Raw genomic sequence first — 22,835 nt, 5'->3', positions numbered from 1 at the left:
TGCACCACCCGCCACAAGAGTGGCCGGGCACCTCCCCGGGTCCCCCGAATGGACTACGGTGCGGGCCATGGCAAGTGTGCTCGTGGTCGAGGACGACCAGTTCGTACGTTCCGCCCTCATCCGGCACCTGACCGAGGCCGCGCACACCGTGCGCAGCGTGGGCACCGCGCTGGAGGCCCTGCGCGAGGTCGCCCACCACCGCTTCGACGTGGTCATCCTCGACCTCGGACTGCCCGACCTCGACGGGTCGGAGGCGCTGAAGATGCTGCGCGGCATCACCGACGTACCCGTGATCATCGCCACCGCGCGCGACGACGAGGCGGAGATCGTCCGGCTGCTCAACGACGGCGCGGACGACTACCTGACCAAACCCTTCTCCGTGGAGCACCTTTCGGCCCGGATGGCCGCCGTCCTGCGCCGCTCCCGGGCCGCCGCCGGGACCGAGCCCCCCTCCAGGGTGCTGCGCGTCGGCGGTCTGGCCATCGACCCGCTGCGCCGCCAGGCCGAGCTCGACGGAACGGTCCTGGACCTGACCCGGCGCGAGTTCGACCTGCTCGCCTTCCTCGCCGGGCGGCCCGGCGTGGTCGTGGCCCGGCGCGAACTGCTCGCCGAGGTGTGGCAGCAGTCGTACGGGGACGACCAGACCATCGACGTCCACCTGTCCTGGCTGCGCCGCAAGCTCGGCGAGACCGCCGCCAGCCCGCGCTACCTGCACACGCTGCGGGGGGTCGGCGTCAAGCTGGAGCCGCCGCTGTGAGGTGGGCGCTGGTCAAGGTGTGCCTGGCGGTCACGGCCATGGTGGTCGTGGCCTTCGCCGTGCCGCTCGGCCTCGTCGTCCAGGAGATGGCCAGCGACCGCGCCTTCTCCAACGCCGAACGGCAGGCCGCCACCATCGGTCCGACCCTGTCCATCACCACCGACCCGGTGCAGCTGCGCCGGGCGGTGGAGTCCACGCAGATGGGTGCGGCCCGCCGGATGGCCGTCCACGTGCCCGCCATCGGCGACAGCCCGCCCGCGGACGTCGGCGAGGGCCGGGCGGGGGCGCACGCCGTCGCCGAGACCCGGCGGATCGCACGGGCGACGACCACCTCGGTGCCGGGCGGCGGCTCGGCGCTGCTCCAACCGACCGCACTCGGCTCCGGGGACATCGCGGTCGTGGAGGTCTTCGTCCCCGAGAGCGAGGTCAGCAACGGCGTCGCGACCGCCTGGGTGGTGCTCGCGGGCGTCGGGCTCGCGCTCGTCGTGGGCTCGGTGGGCGTCGCCGACCGGCTCGGCGCCCGCCTGGTGCGCCCGGCCGAGCGGCTCGCGGACGCCGCGCACCAGCTGGGCGAGGGCCGGCTCGGCGCGCGGGTGCCGGAGGACGGCCCGAAGGAACTGCGCTCGGCGGCCGTCGCGTTCAACGCGATGGCCGACCAGGTCGTGGAACTCCTCGCCAACGAGCGGGAACTGGCCGCGGACCTGTCCCACCGGCTGCGGACACCGCTGACGGTGCTGCGCCTGAACGCCGCCTCGCTCGGGGACGGCCCGGCCGCCGAGCAGACCCGCGCGGCGGTGGAGCAGCTGGAACGCGAAGTCGACACGATCATCCGCACCGCCCGGGAGCAGCGGCCCTCCACCGGGCTGACCGGGGCGGCCGGCGGGGCGGGGGCGGGCTGCGACGCCTCCGAGGTCATCCGCGACCGCATGGACTTCTGGTCGGCCCTCGCGGAGGACGAGGGCCGCGAGGTGCGGCTCGCCGGCGTGGACCGTACGGTACGCATCCCCGTGGCGCGGCCCGAACTGGCCGCCGCCCTCGACGCCATGCTCGGCAACGTCTTCCGGCACACTCCCGAGGGAACGCCCTTCGCGGTGGACGTGCACGACGCCTCCGACGCCGTCATCGTGCTCGTCTCCGACGCGGGGCCGGGGATAGCGGACCCGGACGCCGCTCTGCGCCGGGGCAACGACGGCGGCCGCGACGGGTCGACCGGTCTCGGCCTGGACATCGTGCGCAGGGTCGCCGAGTCCACCGGGGGCGACGTACGGCTGGGGCGCTCGGTGCTGGGGGGTACCGAGGTGCGGGTGTGGATCGCGCTGGACGGACGGACGCGCGGCGGCCCGGGCGGGACGGGCGCCCGGCGCGGCCGGCGCAAGAAGCGCAGCAACTGACGTAACGCGGGCCGGGCCGGGGGCGCGCCTCGCGGGCGCCGTGCCCGCGGATCGGTACGGTCCGCGGCATGGACACCCTCATCTTCGGCGGCCTCCTCGCCACGCTGGTCGCCATGTACCGGGAGTCGTCCCGGCTGGTCGTGCTCGCGGCGTGGTGGTCGATGTGGTGCGCCGTCATCCTGCTGACGGCGCACCACATGACCGGCGGCCTCGCCCTGATGCCGGGCCACTGATGGCGGCCGCGATGCACAGCCTCCTCCCGGAGGCGACGCCGACGGGCGGACTGCTCGGGCGGGTCCAGTACTGGTTCGCCTGTTTCTTCGTCATCGGCTGGACGGGCGTGGTCTGCGGGGGTCTGTTCCACCAGTTCGGGCTGTGGCAGTACCCGCGCCCGCTCGACGTGGCGCAGCGGATGTTCATGCTGCTGGCGGCGATGGGCGCGGCCCACATCGTCCGGACGGCGATGGCGCACGGCGCGCTGAGCGGGCGCGACTACATGACGGGCTGGGGCCTGTCGCTGGCCGCGGTGACGGCCGGATCCTTCGCGTCGTGGCGGCAGCCGGTGGTGCACGCCCTGCCGGGGGACAAGGGGTACGGGAGCGAGGTGTTCGGCCTGCACCTGCACGTGTGGGCGTGGATCGGCTTCCAGGTCTCGGTGGTCGCCATCGGCGCCGCCATGGCCTTCGCCCACTGGACGGCCGGCCACCAGGTCCCGGCGACCGTGGCCGGCCCGCTGCGGACGGCCGGGGAGCTGGCGCTGGGCTTCCTGGGCCTGGTCCTCCTCGTCAACCTCGTGGCCGTCTTCTTCGAAGAGGGCTTCCACTGGTTCCTCCCGCAGGCCCCGGCCCGCTACCGGTTCTTCCAGGACGTGGGGTTCCTGCACTAGCGCGCCCGGCCCCGGATCCCCGGGGCCGGGCGCGGCGGTCAGAGGGCTCCCGACCGGGCCAGCCGCGCGTACCAGTGGGCACTGGAGCGCGGGGTGCGCTCCTGGGTCTCGTAGTCGACGTGGACGATCCCGAAGTGCTTGCTGTACCCGTAGGACCACTCGAAGTTGTCCATCAGCGACCAGAGGAAGTAGCCCTGCACCGGGGCGCCGTCCGCCACGGCACGGTGCAGGGCCGTCAGATGGGCCTCCAGGTAGGCGATGCGCTGGGGGTCGTGCAGGTCGGGGCCGTACGCGGCGCCGTTCTCGGTGACCATCAGCGGCAGGCCCGGCGCCTCGCGGGCGAAACGCATCAGCAGGTCGTACAGGCCCGTCGGGTCGACCGACCAGCCCATGTCGGTCCGGTCGCCCGGAGGCTGGTGGAAGGCCACCGTGTCCGCTCCCGGCCAGGGCGAGTGATCCGTGGCCCCGTGCCCGTCGGCGCGCGGGCCCGCCCCGTCCGGAGCCGCCGAGACCACCGCCGGGGTGTAGTAGTTCACGCCGAGGAAGTCCATCGGCTGGTGGATCAGCGCCTCGTCGCCGGGGCGGACGAAGGACCAGTCGGTCACGGAGGCGGTGTCCGCGAGCAGGTCCTGCGGGTAGGCGCCGCCCAGCAGCGGCCCGGTGAAGATCCGGTTGGCCAGGGCGTCGATGCGCCGCTGCGCGTCCCGGTCGGCCGCCGAGCCGGTCAGCGGCCGTACCGCGCTCGGGTTGAGCGAGATCCCGACCCGCGCCGCGGCCGGCAGCGCGGCGGCGGCCAGGCCGTGGGCCAGGTTCAGGTGGTGGGCGGCGCGCAGTGCGTCGGCGGGCGAGGTCCGGCCGGGGGCGTGCACCCCGGAGCCGTAGCCGAGGAAGGAGATGCACCAGGGCTCGTTGAGGGTGGTCCACATCTCCACCCGGTCACCCAGCACCTTGGCGACCTGCTCGGTGTAGCCGGCGAAGGCGTAGGCCGTCTCCCGCTCGGGCCAGCCGCCCGCGTCCTCCAGCTCCTGCGGCAGGTCCCAGTGGTACAGGGTCAGCGAGGGCCTGATCCCGTGGGAGAGCAGCTCGTCCACCAGGGCGTCGTAGAAGCCGATCCCGCCGGCGAGGACCCGCGGCCAGGAGACCGAGAACCGGTAGGCGCCGAGCCCCAGCCGGGCCATCAGCTGCACGTCCTGCCGCCACAGCCGGTGGTGGTCCACGGCCATGTCGCCCGTGGCACCGCCGTGGACCTTGCCCGGAGTGCGGCAGAACGTGTCCCAGATCGACGGCCCGCGCAGCGCGGCACCGCCCTCGATCTGGAAGGCGGCCGTGGCCGCGCCCCACAGGAACCCCTCGGGGAACCGCAGACGCTGCGTCTCCATCGATGTGTGTGTCAACCCTTCACCGCTCCCTGCATGATGCCGCCGACGATCTGGCGGCCGAAGACGAGGAACACCACGAGGAGCGGGAGCGTCCCCAGCAACGCACCCGCCATGATCACCGACTGGTCGGGGACGTAGCCCCGGCCCAGCCCGGTCAGGGCCACCTGCACCGTCGGGCTGCCGTTCTGGGTCAGCGCGACGATCGGCCAGAAGAAGTCGTTCCAGGCCATGACGAAGGTCAGCATGGCCAGCACCGCCATGGCCGGACGCGCCGCCGGGAACACCACGTGCCACACGACGCGCAGCGAACTCGCGCCGTCCGTGCGCGCCGCCTCCACCAGCTCCGTCGGCAGCGCCTGCGCCAGGTACTGCCGCATGAAGAAGACACCGAAGGCGGAGACCAGGGTCGGCAGGATCACCGCCTGGAGCCGGTCGGTCCACGACAGCTGGGCGATCAGCATGTACAGCGGGACCACGCTCAGTTGCGGCGGGATCAGCATCGTCCCCACCACCAGCGTCATCAGCAGCCGGCGGCCGCGGAAGCGCAGTTTGGCGAAGGCGAAGCCCGCCAGCGTGGAGAAGAGCACCGTGCCGGCGGCGACCGTGCCCGCCACGATCACCGTGTTCAGCAGGGCCGTGCCCATGTTGGCGTCCGTCCACGCGACCCGCAGGTTGCGCCCCAGGTTCCCGCCGAACCAGAACGGCGGCGGGGTCTGGGCCAGGCGCGTGTTGCTGCGGGAGGCCGCGATGGCCGTCCACACCAGGGGGAAGAGCGAGCCCGCGGTGAAGAGGGCGAGGACCAGGTAGGTGAATCTGCCCGCGCGCAGGGATCTCATAGGGAATCCTCCCGTCCGCGCAGCAGCCGTGCCGCGCCCGCGATGAGCAGCAGGATCAGGAACATCGCCCACGCGATGGCCGAGGCCCGCCCCAGGTGCAGGTTCACCCAGCCCTGCTCGTACAGGTACAGCCCGAGCGTCTGGAACTGGTGGTCGGAGCCGCCCGTCGCGCCCGACCCGCCGTTGAACAGCAGCGGCTCGCCGAACAGCTGGGTCGCCCCGATCGTCGAGACGACACAGGTGAAGAAGATCGTCGGCCGCAGCGAGGGCACCGTCACGTGCAGGAACTGCTGCAGGCGCGAGGCCCCGTCCAGCGCGGCCGACTCGTACAGCTCGCCCGGTACGGCCTGCATGGCCGCCAGGTAGATCAACGCGTTGTAGCCGGTCCACCGCCAGACCACGATGGTGGAGATGGCCAACTGCGAGGCGAAGGTGCCGTTCTGCCAGTCCACCGCCCCGAAGCCGACCGCCGACAACGCCCAGTTGATCATTCCGTAGTCCCGGCCGAAGAGCAGGACGAAGACGAGCGTCGCGGCCGCCACCGAGGTCGCGTACGGGGTGAGCACCGCGACCCGGAAGAAGGTGGAGCCGCGCAGCCGGTAGTTGAGCAGGTGCGCCAGCCCGAGCGCGATCGCCAGCTGCGGCACCGTGGACAGCAGTCCGATCGTGACCGTGTTGCGGAGCGCGTTCCAGAAGAACTCGTCCTGCCACAGCCGGGTGAAGTTCTTCAGCCCCACCCACGTCATGCTGTCGGGATCGGTGAGCTCCACCTGGTGCAGCGCCGCCCAGCCCGTGTAGAGCAGCGGGAACAGCCCGAAGGCGGCGAAGAAGAGGAAGAAGGGCGCCACGAAGGCGTACGGGCTCCAGCGCAGGTCCCACCGGTAGCGGCGCGAGCGCCACACCTGGCCCCGCCGGCTGCCCCCCTCCGCCGCCGGCTGCTTCGAGCCCGCGGCGGAGGGGGACAGGACAGCCGTGTCGTCCGTCACTGCCGCCTCACTGGTCCAAGGCGTTGTCGATCGCCTTCACCGCGGCCTCCCAGCCCTCCTGCGGGCTGCGGCCCTTCTGGTCGACCTGGAGCATCCCGATGTCCGCCAGGTTCTGCGCGATCACCAGGTCCTTGGGCCCGACCACCGTCACCGGAATCCCCTCCGCGGCCCGGGCGAAGATCTCCCCGATCGGGGCACCGCCGAAGTACGGGTGCTGCGCGCCCGACACCGACGGCAGCTTGTACGCGGCGCTCGCGCTCGGGAAGCTGCCCCGCTTCTCGAAGAGCCGGGCCTGCTGCGCCGGGGCCGTCAGCCAGGCCGCGAGCTTCGCCGCCTCCTCGGCGTGCTTGCCCGCCTTCGGCACGACCAGGAAGGAACCACCCCAGTTGCTGGGCTTCGGCGCCTGCGCCACGTCCCACTTGTCCTTGCCCGCCGGGCCCGCCTTGTCCTGGATGTAGCCGAGCATCCAGGCCGGGCAGGAGACCGTCGCGAACGCGCCGTTGGCGAAGCCCTGGTCCCAGGTCGGGGTGAACTGCTGGAGCTTGGCGCTCAGCCCCTCGGTCGCGAATGAGGCCGCCAGGTCGAAGGCCCCGCGCACCGCCGGGTTGGTCTTGTAGACGACCTTGCCCTGCTCGTCGTAGAACCGCTGGGCGCTGCCGCCGGTCACCGCCGTCATGACGCCCGAGGCGGAGTCGACGAAGGCCTTCGCCTCCCCGGCCTTCGCCTTGTACGCCTTGCCCGCCTCCAGGTACTTGTTCCAGTCGCCCGCCCACAGCGCCCCGACCGCCGCGCGGTCGCTGGGCAGCCCGGCCGCCTCGAAGAGGTCCTTGCGGTAGCAGATCCCCTGCGGCCCGATGTCGGTGCCGAGACCGACGGTGGCCCCGCCCTTGGCGGCGCTCGCCGTGCCCTGCGCCCACTTCCAGGGCAGGTACGCGGCCTTGTCCACGCCCGGCGTCTTGCCCAGGTCGACCAGCTTGTCGGCCTGGGTGGCGGTGATCTCGGCGATGTTGTTGACCTCGACGGCCTGGATGTCCGCGAGTCCGCTGCCGGTGCCCAGGTGGGTCAGGAGCTGCGGGTAGTAGTTCTCGTTCCGCTCGATCGAGGTCTGCTCGATCTTGATCCCCGGATTCTGGGCCGTGTACTCGTCGTAGAGACCGGCCTCCTGGAGGCCGAAGGCTCCGAAGACCCCGACGGTGAGGGTGGTCTGGGCCTTGTCGCCGGAAGCGGACGCAGTCCCCTTGGTGGGGGAGTCGGCCGCATCCTGCGCGCACCCCGCGAGCAGCAGGGCAGCGGCTCCCACCGCGGTGACCGTGGTGACGAGACTTCTTCGGACTCGGGTATGGGCTCGCATGTGCATCCTCCCTGAAGGACGGGACGTGCCGGTGTCGTGTGCCACAGTGTGGGAGCGCTCCCACGAACGTCAAGAGGTAGATTCACAACTGGGAGGAAGCCATGAACGGGTTTGGGCGCAGCGGGGGACGGCCGACCCTGGAAGAGGTCGCGGCACGCGCCGGAGTCGGGCGCGGCACGGTCTCCCGGGTGATCAACGGTTCTTCCAAGGTCAGCGAGCACACCAGGGCCGCCGTCGAGGCCGCCGTCGCCGAGCTGGGGTACGTGCCCAACCGTGCGGCGCGGGCACTCGCGGCCAACCGCACGGACGCCATCGCTCTGGTGATCCCGGAGCCGGAGGCGCGCTTCTTCGCCGAGCCGTACTTCTCGGACGTGGTCCGCGGGGTCGGCGCGGCCCTCGCGGAGACCGACGTCCAGCTCGTGCTCACCCTGGCCGGCAGTGCACGCGAGCGCCGCCGCCTGGCCCAGTACCTCTCCGGGCACCGGGTCGACGGGGTGCTGCTGGTCTCCGTGCACGCAGGGGACCCGCTGCCGGAGCTGCTGGCCGAGCTCGGCATCCCGACGGTGATCAGCGGCCGCCGCTCGGCCGCCGAGAGCCTGCCCTCCGTGGACTCCGACAACCTGGCGGGCGCGGCCGAGGCGGTGCGCCACCTGCTCGGCCGGGGCCGCCGGGTCATCGCCACCATCGCGGGGCCGCCGGACGTGTACGGGGCCCAGTGCCGCCTCGACGGCTACCGGGAAGCCCTGGCCGCCGCCGGGCACCGCGTCGAGGAGGAGCTGATCGCGGTCGGTGACTTCACCGAGGACGGCGGCCGCCGGGCCATGCGCGAGCTGCTGGAACGCCGTCCGGCGATCGACGCGGTCTTCGCGGCCTCGGACGTGATGGCGGCGGGCGCCCGGTGGGAACTGCGGGCGGCCGGGCGCCGGATCCCCGAGGAGGTGGCGCTGGTCGGCTTCGACGACTCGGTGGTGGCCCGGCACATGGACCCGCCGCTGACCAGCGTCCGCCAGCCGATCGAGGAGATGGGCCGGACCATGGCGCGGCTGCTGCTGGAGCGGATCGCGGGCGAGGCCGCAGGGCCGGCGGAGCCCGGTGCGCAGGGCCGGACGGCGGAGCACGGCGAGGGCGTGCCCGCCGTCATACTGCCGAACCGGCTGGTGGTCCGGGAGTCGTCCTGACGGCTCGCACGCGCACGGGGCCGCACGCACGGGGCCGTACGCACGGGGGCCCCGGTCCGCTCGCGCGTACCGGGGCCCTCAGTGCTTCACAGGGTGAGTGACGGGACTTGAACCCGCGGCCACCTGGACCACAACCAGGTGCTCTACCAACTGAGCTACACCCACCATGTCCGGTCGCGTGAGCGACCGGCCGAAGAAAAGGTTACAGGGTCCCGGGGGGTGCTCGCTCCACCCTTTCCCCGCCCCCCTCTCCGGGGGGGGTGCCGGGGATTGCGGGACAGCCCTCAGGGGGCGCCGGCGCCCGGCACGACGTGCTTGGCGGCGATGCTCCGCGCGGTGTCCGAGTCGGGCCCGGGCTGCGGGACGAAGACCGCCTCCCGGTAGTAGCGCAGCTCCGCGATGGACTCCTTGATGTCCGCCAGCGCCCGGTGGTTGCCGTTCTTCGGGGGGCTGTTGAAGTAGGCCCGCGGGTACCAGCGGCGCGCCAGCTCCTTGACCGAGGACACGTCCACGATCCGGTAGTGCATGTAGCTCTCCAGCGCGGCCATGTCGCGCAGCAGGAATCCGCGGTCGGTGCCGACCGAGTTCCCGCAGAGCGGTGCCTTGCCCGGCTCCTTGACGTGCTTGCGCACGTAGGCCAGGACCTGGGCCTCGGCGTCCGCGAGGGTGGTCCCGCCGGCCAGCTCGTCGAGCAGTCCGGAAGCGGTGTGCATCTCGCGCACCACATCGGGCATGGTCTCCAGGGCCGCGTCCGGCGGGCGGATCACGATGTCCACACCGTCGCCGAGCACGTTGAGCTCCGAGTCGGTGACCAGTGCGGCCACCTCGATAAGTGCGTCGTCCGTCAACGAGAGCCCGGTCATCTCGCAGTCGATCCACACCATGCGATCGTTCATGTGTCCCACCTTATGCGGTCCCCCAGGCGGCGGACCGCCCACGCGGGAGGTCCCCCACCGGTGGTGACCGGTGGAGGACCTCCGCGCGCCGTACCCGTCGTGAGGGTTACGCGTGTTCCCGCAGGGCCCGGCCCGGGGCGTACAGCTCTGTCACCGTCGGGCCCGCGGCGGCCAGGGCCGCCGCCGCCCGCTGGGGCTGGGGCGTGCGCTGGTGCGGGACCGGGCTCTCGGAGAGCTGCGACACCTGCGCCACGTCGGCCTGCGGCCGGCGTGCCCGGTAGGCGGAGCGGTAGGCGGCCGGGGAGGACCCCAGCTGCCGCCGGAAGTGCCCGCGCAGGGCGACCGGCGAGCGGAACCCGCAGCGTCCGGCGACCTCGTCGACCGAGTAGTCGGAGGTCTCCAGCAGCCGTTGTGCCTGGAGCACCCGCTGGGTGATCAGCCACTGGAGCGGCGCGCTGCCGGTCAGCGAGCGGAACCGGCGGTCGAAGGTGCGCCTGCTCATGTAGGCACGGGCCGCCAGCGTCTCCACGTCGAACTGCTCGTGGAGGTGTTCCAGCGCCCAGGCGACGACCTCGGCCAGCGGGTCGGCGCCGATCTCCTCCGGCAGCGACCGGTCGAGGTAGCGCTCCTGCCCGCCGGTGCGGCGCGGCGGGACGACGAGCCTGCGGGCCAGGGCCCCGGCCGCCTCGCTGCCGTGGTCCGTGCGCACGATGTGCAGGCACAGGTCGATCCCGGCCGCGGTGCCCGCGGAGGTGAGCACGTCGCCGTCGTCGACGAACAGTTCGCGCGGGTCGACATGGACGGACGGGTACCGCTTGGCCAACGTCGGCGCGTACATCCAGTGCGTCGTCGCGGGCCGGCCGTCCAGCAGACCGGCGGCGGCGAGCACGAAGGCCCCCGTGCACAGTCCGACGATCCGGGCACCCTCCTCGTGCGCCAGACGCAGTGCGTCGAGCGCCTCCGGAGGCGGCGGTGAAGTGATGGAACGCCACGCGGGAACGACGACCGTGCCTGCCCGGGCGATCGCCTCCAACCCGTACGGCGCGGTCAGTTCGAGTCCGCCGGTGGTCCTGAGCGGACCGTCCTCCCCGGCGCACACGAGCAATCGGTAGCGTGGAACTCCCGCGTCCTGCCGGTCAATGCCGAACACGGAAAGTGGAATTGAGCTCTCGAAGATCGGTCCGCCGCTGAAGAGCAGCACCGCGACGATCTCCCTGCGGCGACGCCCCGCGAGTTTCCGGCCCGCGTCTGCGACGACGGCGGTGGAATCCTGGCTCATGGCGCTAAGCCCCCCTTGGGTGTCGCGACTCCTTGGTCTGGTCGCACCTGCACGTTTCCCCTCGGCCTTGCACGTGGATCCCCCGCCGTAAATACATGATCGAATCTACTGCGTCCCGTGGTGTCGGCGTGACAAGTTCAGCACGCAGCGCTATGTCGACTTCTCAACTTGGCGAAAAGCATTCGATCAGGAAGCGTTCCACTCCGCTACCGGGGTGGGAAGCGTCCCGTCCGGTCGTGGCCAGTACCCGTAGGGTCATGGCGCTCCCCGACGTCTGTCGTCGCTGGTGGTGGGGGGGTTGGGGGGACATTCCGGCAAGGGGGGCACCCTGCCGGGAAGTTGGCTGAAAACGTGCGGGTGTGGGTGTGCGAATGAGTCAGTCGTGCGAGGGGAGCGGTCCGGAGCCGCCACAGCCGCGGTGCGCCGGGGGCCCGCCGCGCGAGTGCCGGCCGCGGTGGGCGGAGGCGACGCGCTCGTGCGCCGGGACGCGCGCGGTGGCCCGCTCCGCCTTCTCGGACCGGCGCAGCAGCGTCCGGCAGGCGGCCGTGACGGCGAGCAGGCCGAGGGTCGCGACGGCGGCCCCGCCCAAGGAGGTCCCGTAGACGACGAGGACCACGGGGACCAGCAGGCAGCTGAAGGCAGCCCAGCGCACGACGTCGCCCGCGGGGTCGTCGTGGTGGCGCCCGGCGCGGTGCGCGGCCGGGTGGAGGGGGGAGCGGTGCGAGGGGGCGCGGTGCGTCGTGCGGGAAGGGGAGGGGGCGGGGGGCCGGGCGGACGGCGCGGACGGCGCGGACCGGGTGGTCCGGGTCGGCTGGGCGGGCTGGACGGGGCGGACCGGATGGCCGGGCACGGCGTACTCCCTGCGGGCGCTTCCTGACGGACGGACTCATGCCCAACGCCGCTCGGCACGGCTCGGTCACTGCGCGCACGGGTGGCACCCGGGTGGCACCCGGGTGGATCGTCACTGCCTGTAGGGGCCAGCGGCCATTGCAAAGGAGCGCTCGCTCCGGCATGCTCCCTGGGACGCTCTCCAAGGGCGGCAAGCCCTGTGCAGGACTGGGGTGTCGCCGTACCCTGGTGGGTAGGGGCTTGGGAAGATGCTTCCCGGACAAGAGCTCCGTCACCCAGCGTCGCCGATTTCCGCTTGTTCCTTCCTCCAAGGACCTCCTCGCCGAGACACCCATGGCCGGTCACGAATTGCCCGAACCCGCGGACCGCAAGCGCAAGCGCCTCGCCGACCCCGCGTCGGCCGCCGATCTGCGCGCGGTGGAACAGACGCGCCTGCCCTGCGATCCGGCCTTCCGGCACGGGGTCGTCGTGGGATTCGACGGCTCCACGTCCAGCGAGCGCGCCCTCGCGTACGCCATCGGCATGGCCCGGCGCTCCGGAGCGGGTCTGATCATCGTCCATGTCGCCAACCGGCTGCCCACCACGGTGTGGGCCGGCTGTGAGCCCCCGGTCTTCGTGGACGTGCCGGACCACCGCACCGAAGTGCTCGGGCTGGAGCTCGCCTGCGCGGATTACCTGACCGAGGTCCCCTGGATCCTGGTCGAGCGGGGCGGCGACATCTGCCACGAGCTGGAAGAAGTCGGCCACGAGTACTCGGCCGACGCGATCGTCGTGGGCTCCACCCACGGCATCGTCGGGCGGATCTTCGGCTCGGTGGCCGGCCGGCTGGCCAAGCGCGCACAGCGACCGGTCGTCGTCATTCCGTGACGGCACGCAAGTCGATTGTGCGGTTGTGCACCCGCGTTAACCCTCGGGCACGGCCCTGGATCTGAGCGCGCGCGACGCGCGAGGCCCCCGGGCCCTTGGTCTCCAAGGTTCCCGGGGGCCGTTCCCATGCCGGGCGGCCGGCGGCGGAGCCGGCCGCTGCCCGCTATTCGACCGTGACGGACTTCGCCAGGTTGCGCGGCTTGTCGATGTCCCGGCCCAGCGCGAGGGCGGTGTGGTAGGCGAGCAGCTGGAGCGGGATGCCCATGAGGATCGGGTCCAGCTCGTCCTCGTTCTTGGGCACGAGGATGGTGTGGTCCGCCTTCTCCTGCTCGCGGTGCGCGACCGCCAGGATCCGGCCGCTGCGGGCCTTGATCTCCTCCAGCGCCGCGCGGTTCTTCTCCAGCAGGTCGTCGTCCGGGACGATCGCGACCGTCGGCAGCTCCGGCTCGATCAGCGCGAGCGGACCGTGCTTGAGCTCGGAGGCGGGGTAGGCCTCGGCGTGGATGTAGGAGATCTCCTTGAGCTTGAGGGAGGCCTCCAGCGCCACCGGGTAACCGCGCACCCGGCCGATGAACATCATCGACTTGGCCTCGGCGTACTCGGCCGCGAGCTTCTTGATGTCCTCCTCGCCGTCGAGGATCTCCTGGATCTGCGCGGGCAGCTTGCGCAGGCCCTCGATGATCCGCTTGCCGTCGGTGACCGAGAGGTCCCGGATGCGGCCCAGGTGCACGGCCAGCAGCGCGAACGCCACGACGGTGTTGGTGAAGCACTTGGTGGACACGACGCAGACCTCCGGGCCGGCGTGCACGTACACGCCGCCGTCGGCCTCGCGGGCGATGGCGGAGCCGACCACGTTGACCACGCCGAGGACGCGGGCGCCCTTGCGCTTGAGCTCCTGCACGGCCGCGAGCACGTCGTACGTCTCACCGGACTGGGAGACCGCGATGTAGAGGGTGTCGGGGTCCACGACCGGGTTGCGGTAGCGGAACTCGGAAGCCGGCTCGGCGTCCGCGGGGATGCGGGCCATGCCCTCGATGAGGCCGGCGCCGATGAGGCCCGCGTGGTAGGAGGTGCCGCAGCCCAGGATCTTGACCCGGCGGATGCCGCGCGCCTCGCGCGGGTCCAGGTTCAGGCCGCCCAGGTGCACGGTGTTGAAGCGGTCGTCGATCCGGCCGCGCAGCACGCGGTCGACCGCGTCGGGCTGCTCGGAGATCTCCTTGTGCATGTAGGTTTCGTGGCCGCCCATGTCGTAGGAGGCGGCCTCCCACTCCACGGTCTCCGGGGTGGCGGTGGTCTTCGTACCGGAGGTGGTGTAGGTACGGAAGTCGTCGGCCTTCAGGGTGGCCATCTCGCCGTCGCCGAGGGTGACGACCTGGCGGGTGTGGGCGACCAGCGCGGCGACGTCCGAGGCGACGAACATCTCCTTCTCGCCGATGCCCAGCACGACCGGGGAGCCGTTGCGGGCGACGACGATGCGGTCGGCGAAGTCAGCGTGCATGACGGCGATGCCGTAGGTGCCCTCGACGACCTTGAGCGCCTCGCGGACCTTCTCCTCCAGGGAGTCGGCCTCGGCGCGGGCGATCAGGTGGACGAGCACCTCGGTGTCGGTCTCCGACACGAAGACGACGCCGTCGGCCTCCAGCTTGGCGCGCAGCTCGGAGGCGTTGTCCACGATGCCGTTGTGGACGACGGCCACCTTGTTGTCCGCGTCGAGGTGCGGGTGCGAGTTGATGTCGCTCGGGGCGCCGTGCGTGGCCCAGCGGGTGTGGGCGATGCCGGTCGTGCCGGCGAAGCGCTTGGGGACCCGGGACTCCAGCTCGCGGACCCGCCCCTTGGCCTTGACCACCTTCAGGGCGGCGGCCTTCGGGCTGTTCACGACGATGCCCGCCGAGTCGTACCCGCGGTACTCCAGCCGCTGCAGGCCTTCCAGCAGCAGCGGTGCCACGTCACGCTTGCCGATGTAACCGACGATTCCGCACATACGGTTCTGCCCCTCCTGAAGTTCGGTTCCCGTGCTCTCCCGCGGCCGCGTCTGCGGCCGCCGGCTCAGCCGTAGACGATGCGGCGCAGCTGCCGGAGCGAGAGCTCCGCGGGCGCCACGGCGCGGTGCGGCAGTTCCGCCGCGATCCGCTCGAAGATCTCCGCGTTGACCGCTCCGCCGGACTGCAGTTCCCGGTGGCGGCGGCGGACGAACTCCTCCGTCGTCTCGTCGAAGTACGCGAGCACGTCCAGCACCACCCGGGCAGCCTCACCGCGCTGCAGCGCGGTGCTGCGCACCAGGTGGTCGACGAGGTCGTCATGCGACGGGCGGCGATCGAGCACTCGTAGATATTGGCGGCTGTGAGCGCCGAACGCAAAGATCCTGCCCGATTCCGGGCAGGATCTTCCTGGTCTGGACCACAGGAATGGATTGATCCGGTTAGAAACGCCGCAAAACGGCCTGCTTCGCCGCCGTGAACTCCTCGCCCGTGAGGACCCCCGCCTGGTGCAGCTCGCCCAGCTCGCGCAGCCGCCGCAGCAGGGAGTCGTGGTCCTCGGCGGCCGCACCCGGCGCCGCCGGGTGCGGCAGGCGCACCGCCACCGCCGCGGCGACCAGCGCCATCAGCGGGTCCTTCCTGAAGCCGAACAGCTCCACCGCGTACGGGTCGTACTTGGGCGCGGGCGCGGCCGGAGAACCCGCCAGGGCGAAGCGGATCCACCCGTTCTCCAGACCCACCGCCGGGAACCACTCCACCGACCGCAGGTCGCCGATCCGGAATTCACGCGGCCCGCCGGAGCTCTTGGCTTCCTCCGTCTTCCAGTTCCACTCCAGTGCCACCCGGTCGCCGTCGAAGGCGACCGTCCCGTCGCCCGCCCCCACGGTGATCGGCACCGCCGGCCCCGGCAGCAGGTACTCCCGCGCCGCGCCGGTCTCCACCTGCTCCAGCAGCAGGGCGGCCCGCACCTCGTCCACGAAGTACTCCGCGACCCCGGTCCGGTCCGGCTCCACGGTGAGCCGGTAGGGGTCGGACGCCTCCGGCAGCCGTCCGCCCGTCACCTGGAGCAGCGGGTCCGCGCCGTCACGCAGCCGCAGTCGCAGCCGCCCCGCCTTGCGCCCCGGCTCGAAGCTGACGCCCGCCACGGCCCCCAGCGGCACCGCCACTTCACCGAGGGTCTGGCGCAGCAGGCCCACCCCCTTGTCGCGGCCCGGCACGATGCGCACCGTGTCCCCGTCGAAGGTCCACGTACCGTCCTTCTGGATGATTTCCGCCATTGAGGGATTCTCGCACCGCCCCTGGCGGCCCACGTGGCCTATACCTGGGCCCATGAGAGTCCTGCGACGCGCGCTCGGCACCCTCCTCGCCCTCGGTGCGGCCCCCGCCCTCGCGAGCGGCAGCGCCACCGCCCACGGTGACGAGGCCCGGCCCGGCGGCCGTCCCCCCGCCGCCCCGGCCCCTTTCGAACAGCTCCTGCCGGCGCCGGTCTCCGCCCGCGCCGAAGGACCCGGGTACGCCTTCGGACCGGGCACGGTCATCCGCACCGCCCCGGGATCCGGCGAGGAGGTGCGCCGGGTCGGCGAACTCCTCGCGGAGCAGCTGCGCGGCCCGAGCGGGCTGCCGCTACCGGTCGTCGGCGGGGCCGGGGCGGACGGGATCCGGCTCCGGCTCGACGCCGGTGCCGGAGGCGTCGGGCAGGAGGGGTACCGGCTGGAATCCCGCCCGACCGGCGTGACCCTGACCGCGCGGACCCCGGCCGGGCTCTTCCACGCCGGGCAGACGCTGCGGCAGCTCGTGCCGGCCGCCGGCCCGGGCACGGTGCCGGGCGGGACGGTCACCGACCGGCCGCGCTTCGCCTACCGGGGCGCGATGGTCGACGTCGCACGCCACTTCTTCCCGGTGGAGCAGGTGAAGAGGTACGTCGACCAGCTCGCCCAGTACAAGGTCAACACCCTGCACCTGCACCTGAGCGACGACCAGGGCTGGCGGCTCGCCGTGGACTCCTGGCCGAGGCTCGCCGCGTACGGGGGCGGCAGCGAGGTCGGCGGCGGCCCCGGCGGCCACTGGACGAAGGAGGAGTACCGCGAGCTCGTCGCGTACGCGGGCGAGCGGTACGTCGAGGTGGTCCCGGAGATCGACATGCCGGGGCACACCAACGCGGCGCTCGCCTCCTACGCGGAGCTGAACTGCGACGGCAAGGCCCCCGAGCGGTACACCGGAGTCAAGGTGGGCTTCAGCTCCCTGTGCGTCGCCAAGGAGCGCACGTACGAGTTCATCGACGAGGTGCTCGGCGAGCTGGCGGAGCTGACACCGGGCCGCTACCTGCACATCGGCGGGGACGAGGCGCACTCGACGCCGGCGGCGGACTACGCGGCCTTCATGGACCGCGCGCAGGCGGTGGTGGGCCGGTACGGCAAGACGGTGGTCGCCTGGCACCAGCTCGCGACGGCGCGGCCGGCGCGGGGGGCGGTGCTCCAGTACTGGGGACACGACCGGACGCCGGCCGCCGAGAAGGCGGCGGTCGCCGCGGCCGCGAAGGCGGGGCACCCGTTGGTGCTGTCGCCGGCGGACCGGCTCTACCTGGACATGAAGTACGACCCGGCGACGAAGCCGGGCCTGGCGTGGGCCGGGTACGTGCCGGTGGAGCGGGCGTACTCCTGGGACCCGGGGGCCTACCTGGCCGGGGTGCCGCAGTCCGCGGTCCTGGGCGTGGAGGCCCCGCTGTGGACGGAGACGGTCGCGACGCGGGCCGACTGGGAGCTCATGGCGTTCCCGCGCGTGCTGGGACTGGCGGAGCTGGGCTGGTCGCCGGCCGCGGCGCTCGGCTGGGACGGCTACCGGGCGCGGCTGGCCGCGCAGGGTCCGCGCCTGGCGGCGCAGGACATCGGCTACCACCGGGCGCCGGACGTCCCGTGGTCCTGACGGGGTCGGTCCGGGCGGGCCGGTCCGGCCCTTCCAGGCAGGCAGGCAGGTCGGTCCGGGCGGGGCGCCGGGGGATCGTCTGGGCGCCCCGCCCGGGGCCGGTCACCGCCGGGCGAAGGCCGCGACGGGGTTCTTGAGCGTGCCGACGAGCTGGAGGGCCGCCGAGGGGTCGGCGAGGTCGACCATCTGCCGGTTGTTCCGCAGCTGGAGCCGGTTCAGGCAGGAGAGCTGGAACTCCTCGGCGAAGAGGTCGTGGCGCGCGAAGCGCTCCGCGAGCTGCGGCATCGATTCCTGGTACGCGTGCCCGCAGTCCGCGACCGCCCGCCAGAAGGTGTCCTCCTCGCAGATGCCCTCGTCCACGAGGATCGCGCCGAGGAAGCGGAAGAAGCAGTCGAAGACGTCCGTGAAGACGGACAGCAGCTTCATGTCCTCCGGGACGTCCGCGCGGACCCGCTCGACCGCCGGCGGCAGCACGGCGTCCGGGTCCATGACCACGATCTCCTCGGCGATGTCCTTGAATATCGCCCGCTTCACCACGCCGCCCTCGATGACGAGGATGGTGTTCTCGCCGTGCGGCATGTAGGCGAGGTCGTACTGGTAGAAGCAGTGCAGGAGCGGCACGAGGTAGGCGCGCAGGTAGTGCCGCAGCCACTCGGCCGGGGTCAGGCCCGACTCCGCGATCAGGGCGCCCGCCACCGAGCGGCCCTCGCAGTCCACGTGCAGCAGCGAGGCCATGGTGGCCAGGCGCTCCCCCTCCCGCAGGGAGTTCACCGGGGACTCGCGCCACAGCGCCGCCAGCATCTTGCGGTAGGGCGAGTACCGGTCGGTGGCCCGCTCGTACTGCCGGTGGTGGTAGCCGATCGCCGCGCGCTCGCGGATGATCGAGAAGTCCACCGACCGCAGGACCTCGTCGCCCTCGATCAGCTGGTGGAGCCAGTCGTTGATCGCGGGGGTGGCCTCCATGTAGGCGGCCGACAGGCCCCGCATGAAACCCATGTTGAGGACCGAGATGGCGGTCTTCACGTAGTGCTTCGTGGGCGTGGTCGTGTTGAAGAAGGTACGGATCGACTGCTGCGCCAGGTAGGCGTCCTCGCCCTCGCCCAGCAGGACCAGGCGGCGGCTCGCGATCTCGGCCGCGAAGGTGACCGTGGTCTTGTTCCACCACTGCCAGGGGTGGACGGGCAGCAGGTGGTAGTCGGCCAGGTCCAGGCCCAGGGCGCTCATCTTCGCGGCGAACCCGGCCAGGGCCGTCTCGCCCAGCTCGGCCCGGACGAAGGAGTCGTGGTCCAGGCCCGCGCCCGCCGTGAAGGTGGAGACGTCCCTGCGGGCGGCCACCCACACCAGGTGGACCGGGCTGGCGGCTTCGGGGGCGTAGGAGAGGTACTCGTGCATGCCGAAGCCGAGGCGGCCGTTGTTGGCCACGAAGCAGGGGTGCCCCTCGGTCATGCCCGTCTCGATGTCCTGGAAGGAGGACTTGGCGAGGACGGCGGCGGGGACCTGCGGCTTGGTGTACTTGAAGCCCGAGCCGGCCAGGGTGGAGGAGATCTCCTCCAGGTAGACGGGCAGGACCTCCGGGCTCAGGCCCAGCGCCCCGCGCAGCTCGATGTGGAAGTCGAGCGCGTCCAGCGGGAGTTCGGCGCCGTCCCGGTGGCGGGTGACCGATTCCCCGTCCACCGACCAGTGGTCCAGGGCGTGCAGGACGGCGCTGAAGCGGTACTCGACCGTGCCGTCGTCGGACAGGACGCGGTAGCGGTCCCCGCCGAGCGGTTCCGGGGTCAGCAGGCGTTCGTGGGAGAACTCCGCCAGCGCCTTGCGGACCAGCGCGCGGTTGGCGCGGGCCCACAGCTGCGGAGTGAGGTGGGAGACGGCGTCGGACAGGCTCATATCGCCTCTCCCGTCGTGATGCCGGTGGCGGCCTCGAACCGGGCGCGGGTGCAGAAGCTCAGCAGGGCCTCCTTCTCCGGCTTGCGGACGGTGCGCTCCGGCACGAAGCCGACCGCCTCGTTCAGGGCGTGGACGGCGGTGTTGCGGACGTCCGGCTCCACCACGACCCGCTCGGCGGCCGGGTCGGCCAGGACGGCGGCCATGACGGTGGTGATGACGGCGCGGGTGAAACCGTGCAGCGGCCTGTCGGCGGGGGCGACGAGGAAGTGCATGCCGACGTCACCGGGCCGGGCGTCGTACAGGCCGGCCAGTTCCAGGTGCGCCGGGTCGTAGGTCTCCATCAGGAAGGCGGGCCGGCCTTCGTGGAAGCCGAGGAAGGCGTCGTGGTGTTCGGCGGCGGCGATCCGCATGTACTCGCGCTCGACGTCGGGCAGTGAGGCGTCCTGCATCATCCAGAAGGAGGCCTTGGGGTGGGTGACCCAGCCGTGCAGCAGCCCGGCGTCCGAGAGCGGGTCCAGGGCGCGCAGGGAGAACGTGCCGAGATCCGGATCGGTCCGGGTGAACAGGACGTCGGTGTTGCCGGTGTTGCCAGTGGTGCCGGTGGTGCTCATGCGTGCATGCCTTCCGGGGCTGCGAACTGCTGGAACGCGATGGACTTCTCGACCTTGTAGTGCTCGCGGCCGAGCAGCTCGGCGACGATGTACGCGTTGCGGTACGCGGCCATGCCCAGGTCGGGGGAGGTCAGGGAGTGGTTGTGGGTCGTGCCGTTCTGGAGGTAGACCCCCCGGCCCGTGACGTCGACGCTGTAGTTGCGGGCGGCGTCCAGCCTGCCGCGGCCGTCGAAGTTCAGCCGGCCGCGCAGGGGCGTGAGGAAGTCCGGGACGCGGTACTTGTAGCCGGTCGCCAGGACCAGGCCCTCGGAGGCGAGGGTGAAGTCCCGCTCCTGCTCCTCCTGGCGCAGCCCCAGGGTGTAGGTGCCCGTGGTGGTGTCGTAGGCCGAGGCGTTCAGCGAGGTGTTGGTCAGCAGGGTGGTCGGCACCGGGCCGGGCATCGAGACCTTCTTCTGGTAGAGCAGGTCGAAGATGGCGTTGATCAGGTCGCCGTCGATGCCCTTGAAGAGGTTCTTCTGCCCGCTCTCCAGCCGGTAGCGGGTGTCCTCGGGCAGGGCGTGGAAGTAGTCCACGTACTCGGGGGAGGTCATCTCCAGCGTCAGCTTCGTGTACTCCAGCGGGAAGAACCGCGGGGAGCGCGTCACCCAGTTGAGCTGGTAGCCGTGGACGTCGATCTCGGCCAGCAGGTCGTAGTAGATCTCGGCCGCGCTCTGGCCCGAGCCGACCAGGGTGATCGACTTCTTCTTCTGGAGCCCCGCCTTGTTCTGCATGTACGCGGAGTTGTGCAGGTAGTCGCCGCCGAGGCCGGCGCACGCCTCCGGGACGTGGGGCGTGGTGCCGGTGCCCAGGACGAGGCGGCGGGCCCGGTGGGTGTCGCCCTTGTCGGTGCGGACCTCGTAGAGCCCGGCCCGCTCGTCGTAGGCGACTTCGGTGACGGAGGTGGAGTACAGGACGTTGTCGAGCCGGTCGGCGGCCCAGCGGCAGTAGTCGTTGTACTCGGTCCGCAGCGGGTAGAAGTTCTCCCGGATGTAGAAGGAGTACAGCCGGTCCTTGTCCTTCAGGTAGTTCAGGAAGGAGAAGGGCGAGGTCGGGTCGGCGAGGGTCACCAGGTCCGACATGAACGGCGTCTGCAGGTGCGCGCCGTCCAGGAACATCCCGGCGTGCCACTCGAAGTGCGGCTTCGACTCGATGAACAGGCCGTCGAGCTCGTCGATGGGGGCGGTCAGGCAGGCGAGTCCCAGGTTGAAGGGACCGAGGCCGATGCCGATGAAGTCATGGGGTTCAGCGGTGGACGGCAAGGGATTCTCCCAGGTACTGCGCGGCATGAGCGGCGAGGAGGTCGAGGACGGCCGAGATGTCGTCCGTCGTGGTCTGCGGGTTGAGCAGGGTGAACTTCAGGTACTGCCGGCCGTCCACCTTGGTGCCCGCGACGACGGCCTCACCGGAGGCGAACAGGGCCTTGCGGGCGTGGAGGTTGGCCTCGTCGGCCAGGTCGGCGCGCACCTCGCCCTCCGGGACGTAACGGAAGACCAGGGTGGAGATCTGCGGCTCGACGACGGCCTCGAAGCGGGGGTCGGCGTCGATGATCTTCCAGCCGGCGGCGGCCAGGTCGATGACCTCGTCGAAGAGCGAGCCGAGGCCGTCGGCGCCCATGGTGCGCAGTGTCATCCAGAGCTTGAGCGCGTCGAAGCGGCGCGTGGTCTGGATCGACTTGTCGACCTGGTTGGGGATCTGCTCGTCGGCCATGCGGCGCGGGTTGAGGTAGTCAGCGTGGTAGGTGGCGTGCCGCAGGGTGTCGCGGTCGCGGACCAGCACGGCGCTGGAACTGACGGGCTGGAAGAAGGACTTGTGGTAGTCGACCGTGACCGAGTCGGCGTGCTCGATGCCGTCGAGGAGGTGCCGGCGGGTGGGGGAGACCAGCAGTCCGCAGCCGTAGGCGGCGTCCACGTGCATCCACACGGAGTGCTCGGCGGCCAGGCGGGCGATCTCGGGGAGCGGGTCGATGGACCCGAAGTCGGTGGTGCCGGCGGTGGCGACGACGGCCATCGGGAAGAGGCCCTCGCGCCGGCAGTTCTCCAGCTCCAGGGCGAGGAGGGAGGCGTCCATGCGGCGGTTGCGGTCGACGGGGACGCAGATGACGGCCTCGTAGCCGAGCCCGAGCATGGCGGCCGACTTTTTGACGCTGAAGTGGCTGGCCTCGGAGGAGAAGATGCGCAGTTTCGGCAGGATGTCGGCCTTCGCCGGCTCGCGGCCCTCGTCGAGGGCGTGCTGCATCACCAGCCGGCATGCCTCGTCGCGGGCCAGCAGCAGGGCGTGGAAGTTGGACTGGCTGCCGCCGGAGGTGAAGATGCCGTCGGCGGCGGGGCCGAGACCGATCCGGCGGGCGGTCCAGTCGATCAGGCGCCGCTCGATCAGGGTGCCGCCGATCGACTGGTCCCAGGTGTCCAGGGAGGAGTTGACGGCCGAGAGGACCGCCTCGCCGAGGACCGCGGGGATGACGACGGGGCAGTTGAGGTGGCCCAGGTAGCGCGGGTGGTGGAAGTACACCGCGTCGCGCAGGTAGACCTCTTCCAGCTCGTCGAGGACGGCGGCCGGGTCTTCGAGGGGCCGGTCCAGGTCGATCCCGTTGATGACCGGGGCGAGTTCGCCGACCGAGATGCCCGTGTGGGGGCGTTCCGTGGTGGCGATCTTGGCCGCCACCCGGGCGACGCCCTCCGTGACGGAACGCCGGTAGAGGTCCGCGGTCGTCTCGTTGAGCAGATGCGAACGCATCAACTTTCCTCCGGG

At 71.9% G+C, this 22,835-nt stretch carries 21 protein-coding genes and 1 tRNA gene; 7 read left to right on the top strand and 15 right to left on the bottom strand.

Annotation, left to right across the window (positions count from 1 at the left end):
• The first annotated feature begins 67 nt into the window (after nucleotides 1-67).
• From AMK16_RS16575 to AMK16_RS16565, 4 genes are all read left to right on the top strand, one after another.
• Complete coding sequence (locus AMK16_RS16575) at nucleotides 68-757, top strand: response regulator transcription factor (protein WP_073915468.1); 690 nt, start codon at nucleotides 68-70, stop codon at nucleotides 755-757.
• Nucleotides 754-2,148 (top strand): HAMP domain-containing sensor histidine kinase, encoded by a 1,395-nt coding sequence (locus tag AMK16_RS16570; protein ID WP_073915465.1) that lies wholly within the window; start codon nucleotides 754-756, stop codon nucleotides 2,146-2,148. The genes AMK16_RS16575 and AMK16_RS16570 overlap by 4 nt, the downstream gene beginning before the upstream one ends.
• A 68-nt stretch (nucleotides 2,149-2,216) precedes the next feature.
• Complete coding sequence (locus tag AMK16_RS36640; RefSeq protein WP_199885447.1) at nucleotides 2,217-2,381, top strand: DUF5993 family protein; 165 nt, start codon at nucleotides 2,217-2,219, stop codon at nucleotides 2,379-2,381.
• 11 nt (nucleotides 2,382-2,392) lie between these two features.
• On the top strand, nucleotides 2,393-3,034 hold the full coding sequence (locus tag AMK16_RS16565; protein WP_107417172.1) for a hypothetical protein: 642 nt from the start codon (nucleotides 2,393-2,395) through the stop codon (nucleotides 3,032-3,034).
• Nucleotides 3,035-3,072: 38 nt separating this feature from the next.
• On the opposite strand, the gene AMK16_RS16560 is transcribed toward AMK16_RS16565, so the two are convergent.
• The 4 genes from AMK16_RS16560 to AMK16_RS16545 are packed head-to-tail and all read right to left on the bottom strand — an operon-like array spanning nucleotide 3,073 to nucleotide 7,586.
• On the bottom strand, nucleotides 3,073-4,413 hold the full coding sequence (locus tag AMK16_RS16560; protein WP_073915459.1) for a GH1 family beta-glucosidase: 1,341 nt from the start codon (nucleotides 4,411-4,413) through the stop codon (nucleotides 3,073-3,075).
• Nucleotides 4,414-4,424: 11 nt separating this feature from the next.
• Nucleotides 4,425-5,321, bottom strand: a complete 897-nt coding sequence (locus AMK16_RS16555) for a carbohydrate ABC transporter permease (RefSeq protein WP_073915456.1) — start codon at nucleotides 5,319-5,321, stop codon at nucleotides 4,425-4,427.
• A complete protein-coding gene (locus AMK16_RS16550; protein ID WP_073915453.1) occupies nucleotides 5,246-6,235 on the bottom strand; it encodes a carbohydrate ABC transporter permease in 990 nt (329 codons plus the stop codon). The genes AMK16_RS16555 and AMK16_RS16550 overlap by 76 nt, the downstream gene beginning before the upstream one ends.
• A 7-nt stretch (nucleotides 6,236-6,242) precedes the next feature.
• Complete coding sequence (locus AMK16_RS16545; protein ID WP_073915450.1) at nucleotides 6,243-7,586, bottom strand: ABC transporter substrate-binding protein; 1,344 nt, start codon at nucleotides 7,584-7,586, stop codon at nucleotides 6,243-6,245.
• Between the two features lie 101 nt (nucleotides 7,587-7,687).
• Between AMK16_RS16545 and AMK16_RS16540 the strand changes: the two genes are divergently transcribed.
• Nucleotides 7,688-8,764 carry a LacI family DNA-binding transcriptional regulator gene (locus tag AMK16_RS16540; RefSeq protein ID WP_073915446.1) on the top strand — a complete coding sequence of 359 codons (1,077 nt, stop codon included), beginning with the start codon at nucleotides 7,688-7,690 and terminating at the stop codon, nucleotides 8,762-8,764.
• A 92-nt stretch (nucleotides 8,765-8,856) separates the two neighbouring features.
• Here the strand turns inward: AMK16_RS16540 and AMK16_RS16535 are convergent.
• The 4 genes from AMK16_RS16535 to AMK16_RS38310 form a co-directional block, all read right to left on the bottom strand.
• A tRNA-His gene (locus AMK16_RS16535) sits at nucleotides 8,857-8,929 on the bottom strand.
• 119 nt (nucleotides 8,930-9,048) lie between these two features.
• On the bottom strand, nucleotides 9,049-9,660 hold the full coding sequence (gene orn, locus AMK16_RS16530) for an oligoribonuclease (RefSeq protein ID WP_073915443.1): 612 nt from the start codon (nucleotides 9,658-9,660) through the stop codon (nucleotides 9,049-9,051).
• A gap of 106 nt (nucleotides 9,661-9,766) precedes the next feature.
• On the bottom strand, nucleotides 9,767-10,939 hold the full coding sequence (locus AMK16_RS16525; RefSeq protein WP_073915441.1) for a helix-turn-helix domain-containing protein: 1,173 nt from the start codon (nucleotides 10,937-10,939) through the stop codon (nucleotides 9,767-9,769).
• A gap of 376 nt (nucleotides 10,940-11,315) precedes the next feature.
• Nucleotides 11,316-11,789: a hypothetical protein gene (locus AMK16_RS38310; RefSeq protein WP_073915438.1), complete on the bottom strand. Its 474-nt coding sequence runs from the start codon at nucleotides 11,787-11,789 to the stop codon at nucleotides 11,316-11,318.
• Nucleotides 11,790-12,121: 332 nt separating this feature from the next.
• On the opposite strand from AMK16_RS38310, the gene AMK16_RS16515 reads away from it, so the two are divergent.
• Nucleotides 12,122-12,655 carry a universal stress protein gene (locus tag AMK16_RS16515; protein WP_073915435.1) on the top strand — a complete coding sequence of 178 codons (534 nt, stop codon included), beginning with the start codon at nucleotides 12,122-12,124 and terminating at the stop codon, nucleotides 12,653-12,655.
• Nucleotides 12,656-12,818: 163 nt separating this feature from the next.
• Here AMK16_RS16515 and glmS read toward each other — a convergent pair whose 3' ends face one another.
• The 3 genes from glmS to AMK16_RS16500 form a co-directional block, all read right to left on the bottom strand.
• Nucleotides 12,819-14,636 carry a glutamine--fructose-6-phosphate transaminase (isomerizing) gene (gene glmS, locus AMK16_RS16510; protein ID WP_073915432.1) on the bottom strand — a complete coding sequence of 606 codons (1,818 nt, stop codon included), beginning with the start codon at nucleotides 14,634-14,636 and terminating at the stop codon, nucleotides 12,819-12,821.
• Between the two features lie 65 nt (nucleotides 14,637-14,701).
• Nucleotides 14,702-14,977, bottom strand: coding sequence for a hypothetical protein (locus AMK16_RS16505; RefSeq protein ID WP_073915429.1), 276 nt, complete (start codon nucleotides 14,975-14,977; stop codon nucleotides 14,702-14,704).
• 97 nt (nucleotides 14,978-15,074) lie between these two features.
• Nucleotides 15,075-15,908: a DUF4429 domain-containing protein gene (locus AMK16_RS16500; RefSeq protein ID WP_073915426.1), complete on the bottom strand. Its 834-nt coding sequence runs from the start codon at nucleotides 15,906-15,908 to the stop codon at nucleotides 15,075-15,077.
• A gap of 52 nt (nucleotides 15,909-15,960) precedes the next feature.
• On the opposite strand from AMK16_RS16500, the gene AMK16_RS16495 reads away from it, so the two are divergent.
• A complete protein-coding gene (locus tag AMK16_RS16495; RefSeq protein ID WP_073915423.1) occupies nucleotides 15,961-17,553 on the top strand; it encodes a beta-N-acetylhexosaminidase in 1,593 nt (530 codons plus the stop codon).
• Between the two features lie 102 nt (nucleotides 17,554-17,655).
• Here the strand turns inward: AMK16_RS16495 and AMK16_RS16490 are convergent, their stop codons facing one another.
• From AMK16_RS16490 to AMK16_RS16475, 4 genes are read right to left on the bottom strand one after another with little or no spacing between them, the layout of a single operon-like run.
• On the bottom strand, nucleotides 17,656-19,437 hold the full coding sequence (locus AMK16_RS16490) for an IucA/IucC family protein (RefSeq protein ID WP_073915420.1): 1,782 nt from the start codon (nucleotides 19,435-19,437) through the stop codon (nucleotides 17,656-17,658).
• Nucleotides 19,434-20,048, bottom strand: a complete 615-nt coding sequence (locus tag AMK16_RS16485; RefSeq protein ID WP_073915417.1) for a GNAT family N-acetyltransferase — start codon at nucleotides 20,046-20,048, stop codon at nucleotides 19,434-19,436. The genes AMK16_RS16490 and AMK16_RS16485 overlap by 4 nt, the downstream gene beginning before the upstream one ends.
• A complete protein-coding gene (locus AMK16_RS16480) occupies nucleotides 20,045-21,346 on the bottom strand; it encodes a lysine N(6)-hydroxylase/L-ornithine N(5)-oxygenase family protein (RefSeq protein WP_073915414.1) in 1,302 nt (433 codons plus the stop codon). The genes AMK16_RS16485 and AMK16_RS16480 overlap by 4 nt, the downstream gene beginning before the upstream one ends.
• Nucleotides 21,330-22,820: a pyridoxal phosphate-dependent decarboxylase family protein gene (locus AMK16_RS16475; protein WP_073915411.1), complete on the bottom strand. Its 1,491-nt coding sequence runs from the start codon at nucleotides 22,818-22,820 to the stop codon at nucleotides 21,330-21,332. Before AMK16_RS16475 ends, AMK16_RS16480 begins: the two co-directional genes overlap by 17 nt.
• Between the last annotated feature and the right edge of the window lie 15 nt (nucleotides 22,821-22,835).

It is taken from the genome of Streptomyces sp. CB00455, from assembly GCF_001905445.1.
Taxonomy (GTDB): Bacteria; Actinomycetota; Actinomycetes; order Streptomycetales; family Streptomycetaceae; genus Streptomyces.
Note: the sequence above shows the minus strand (reverse complement) of the source record. Positions and strands in the feature narration are given on the sequence as shown.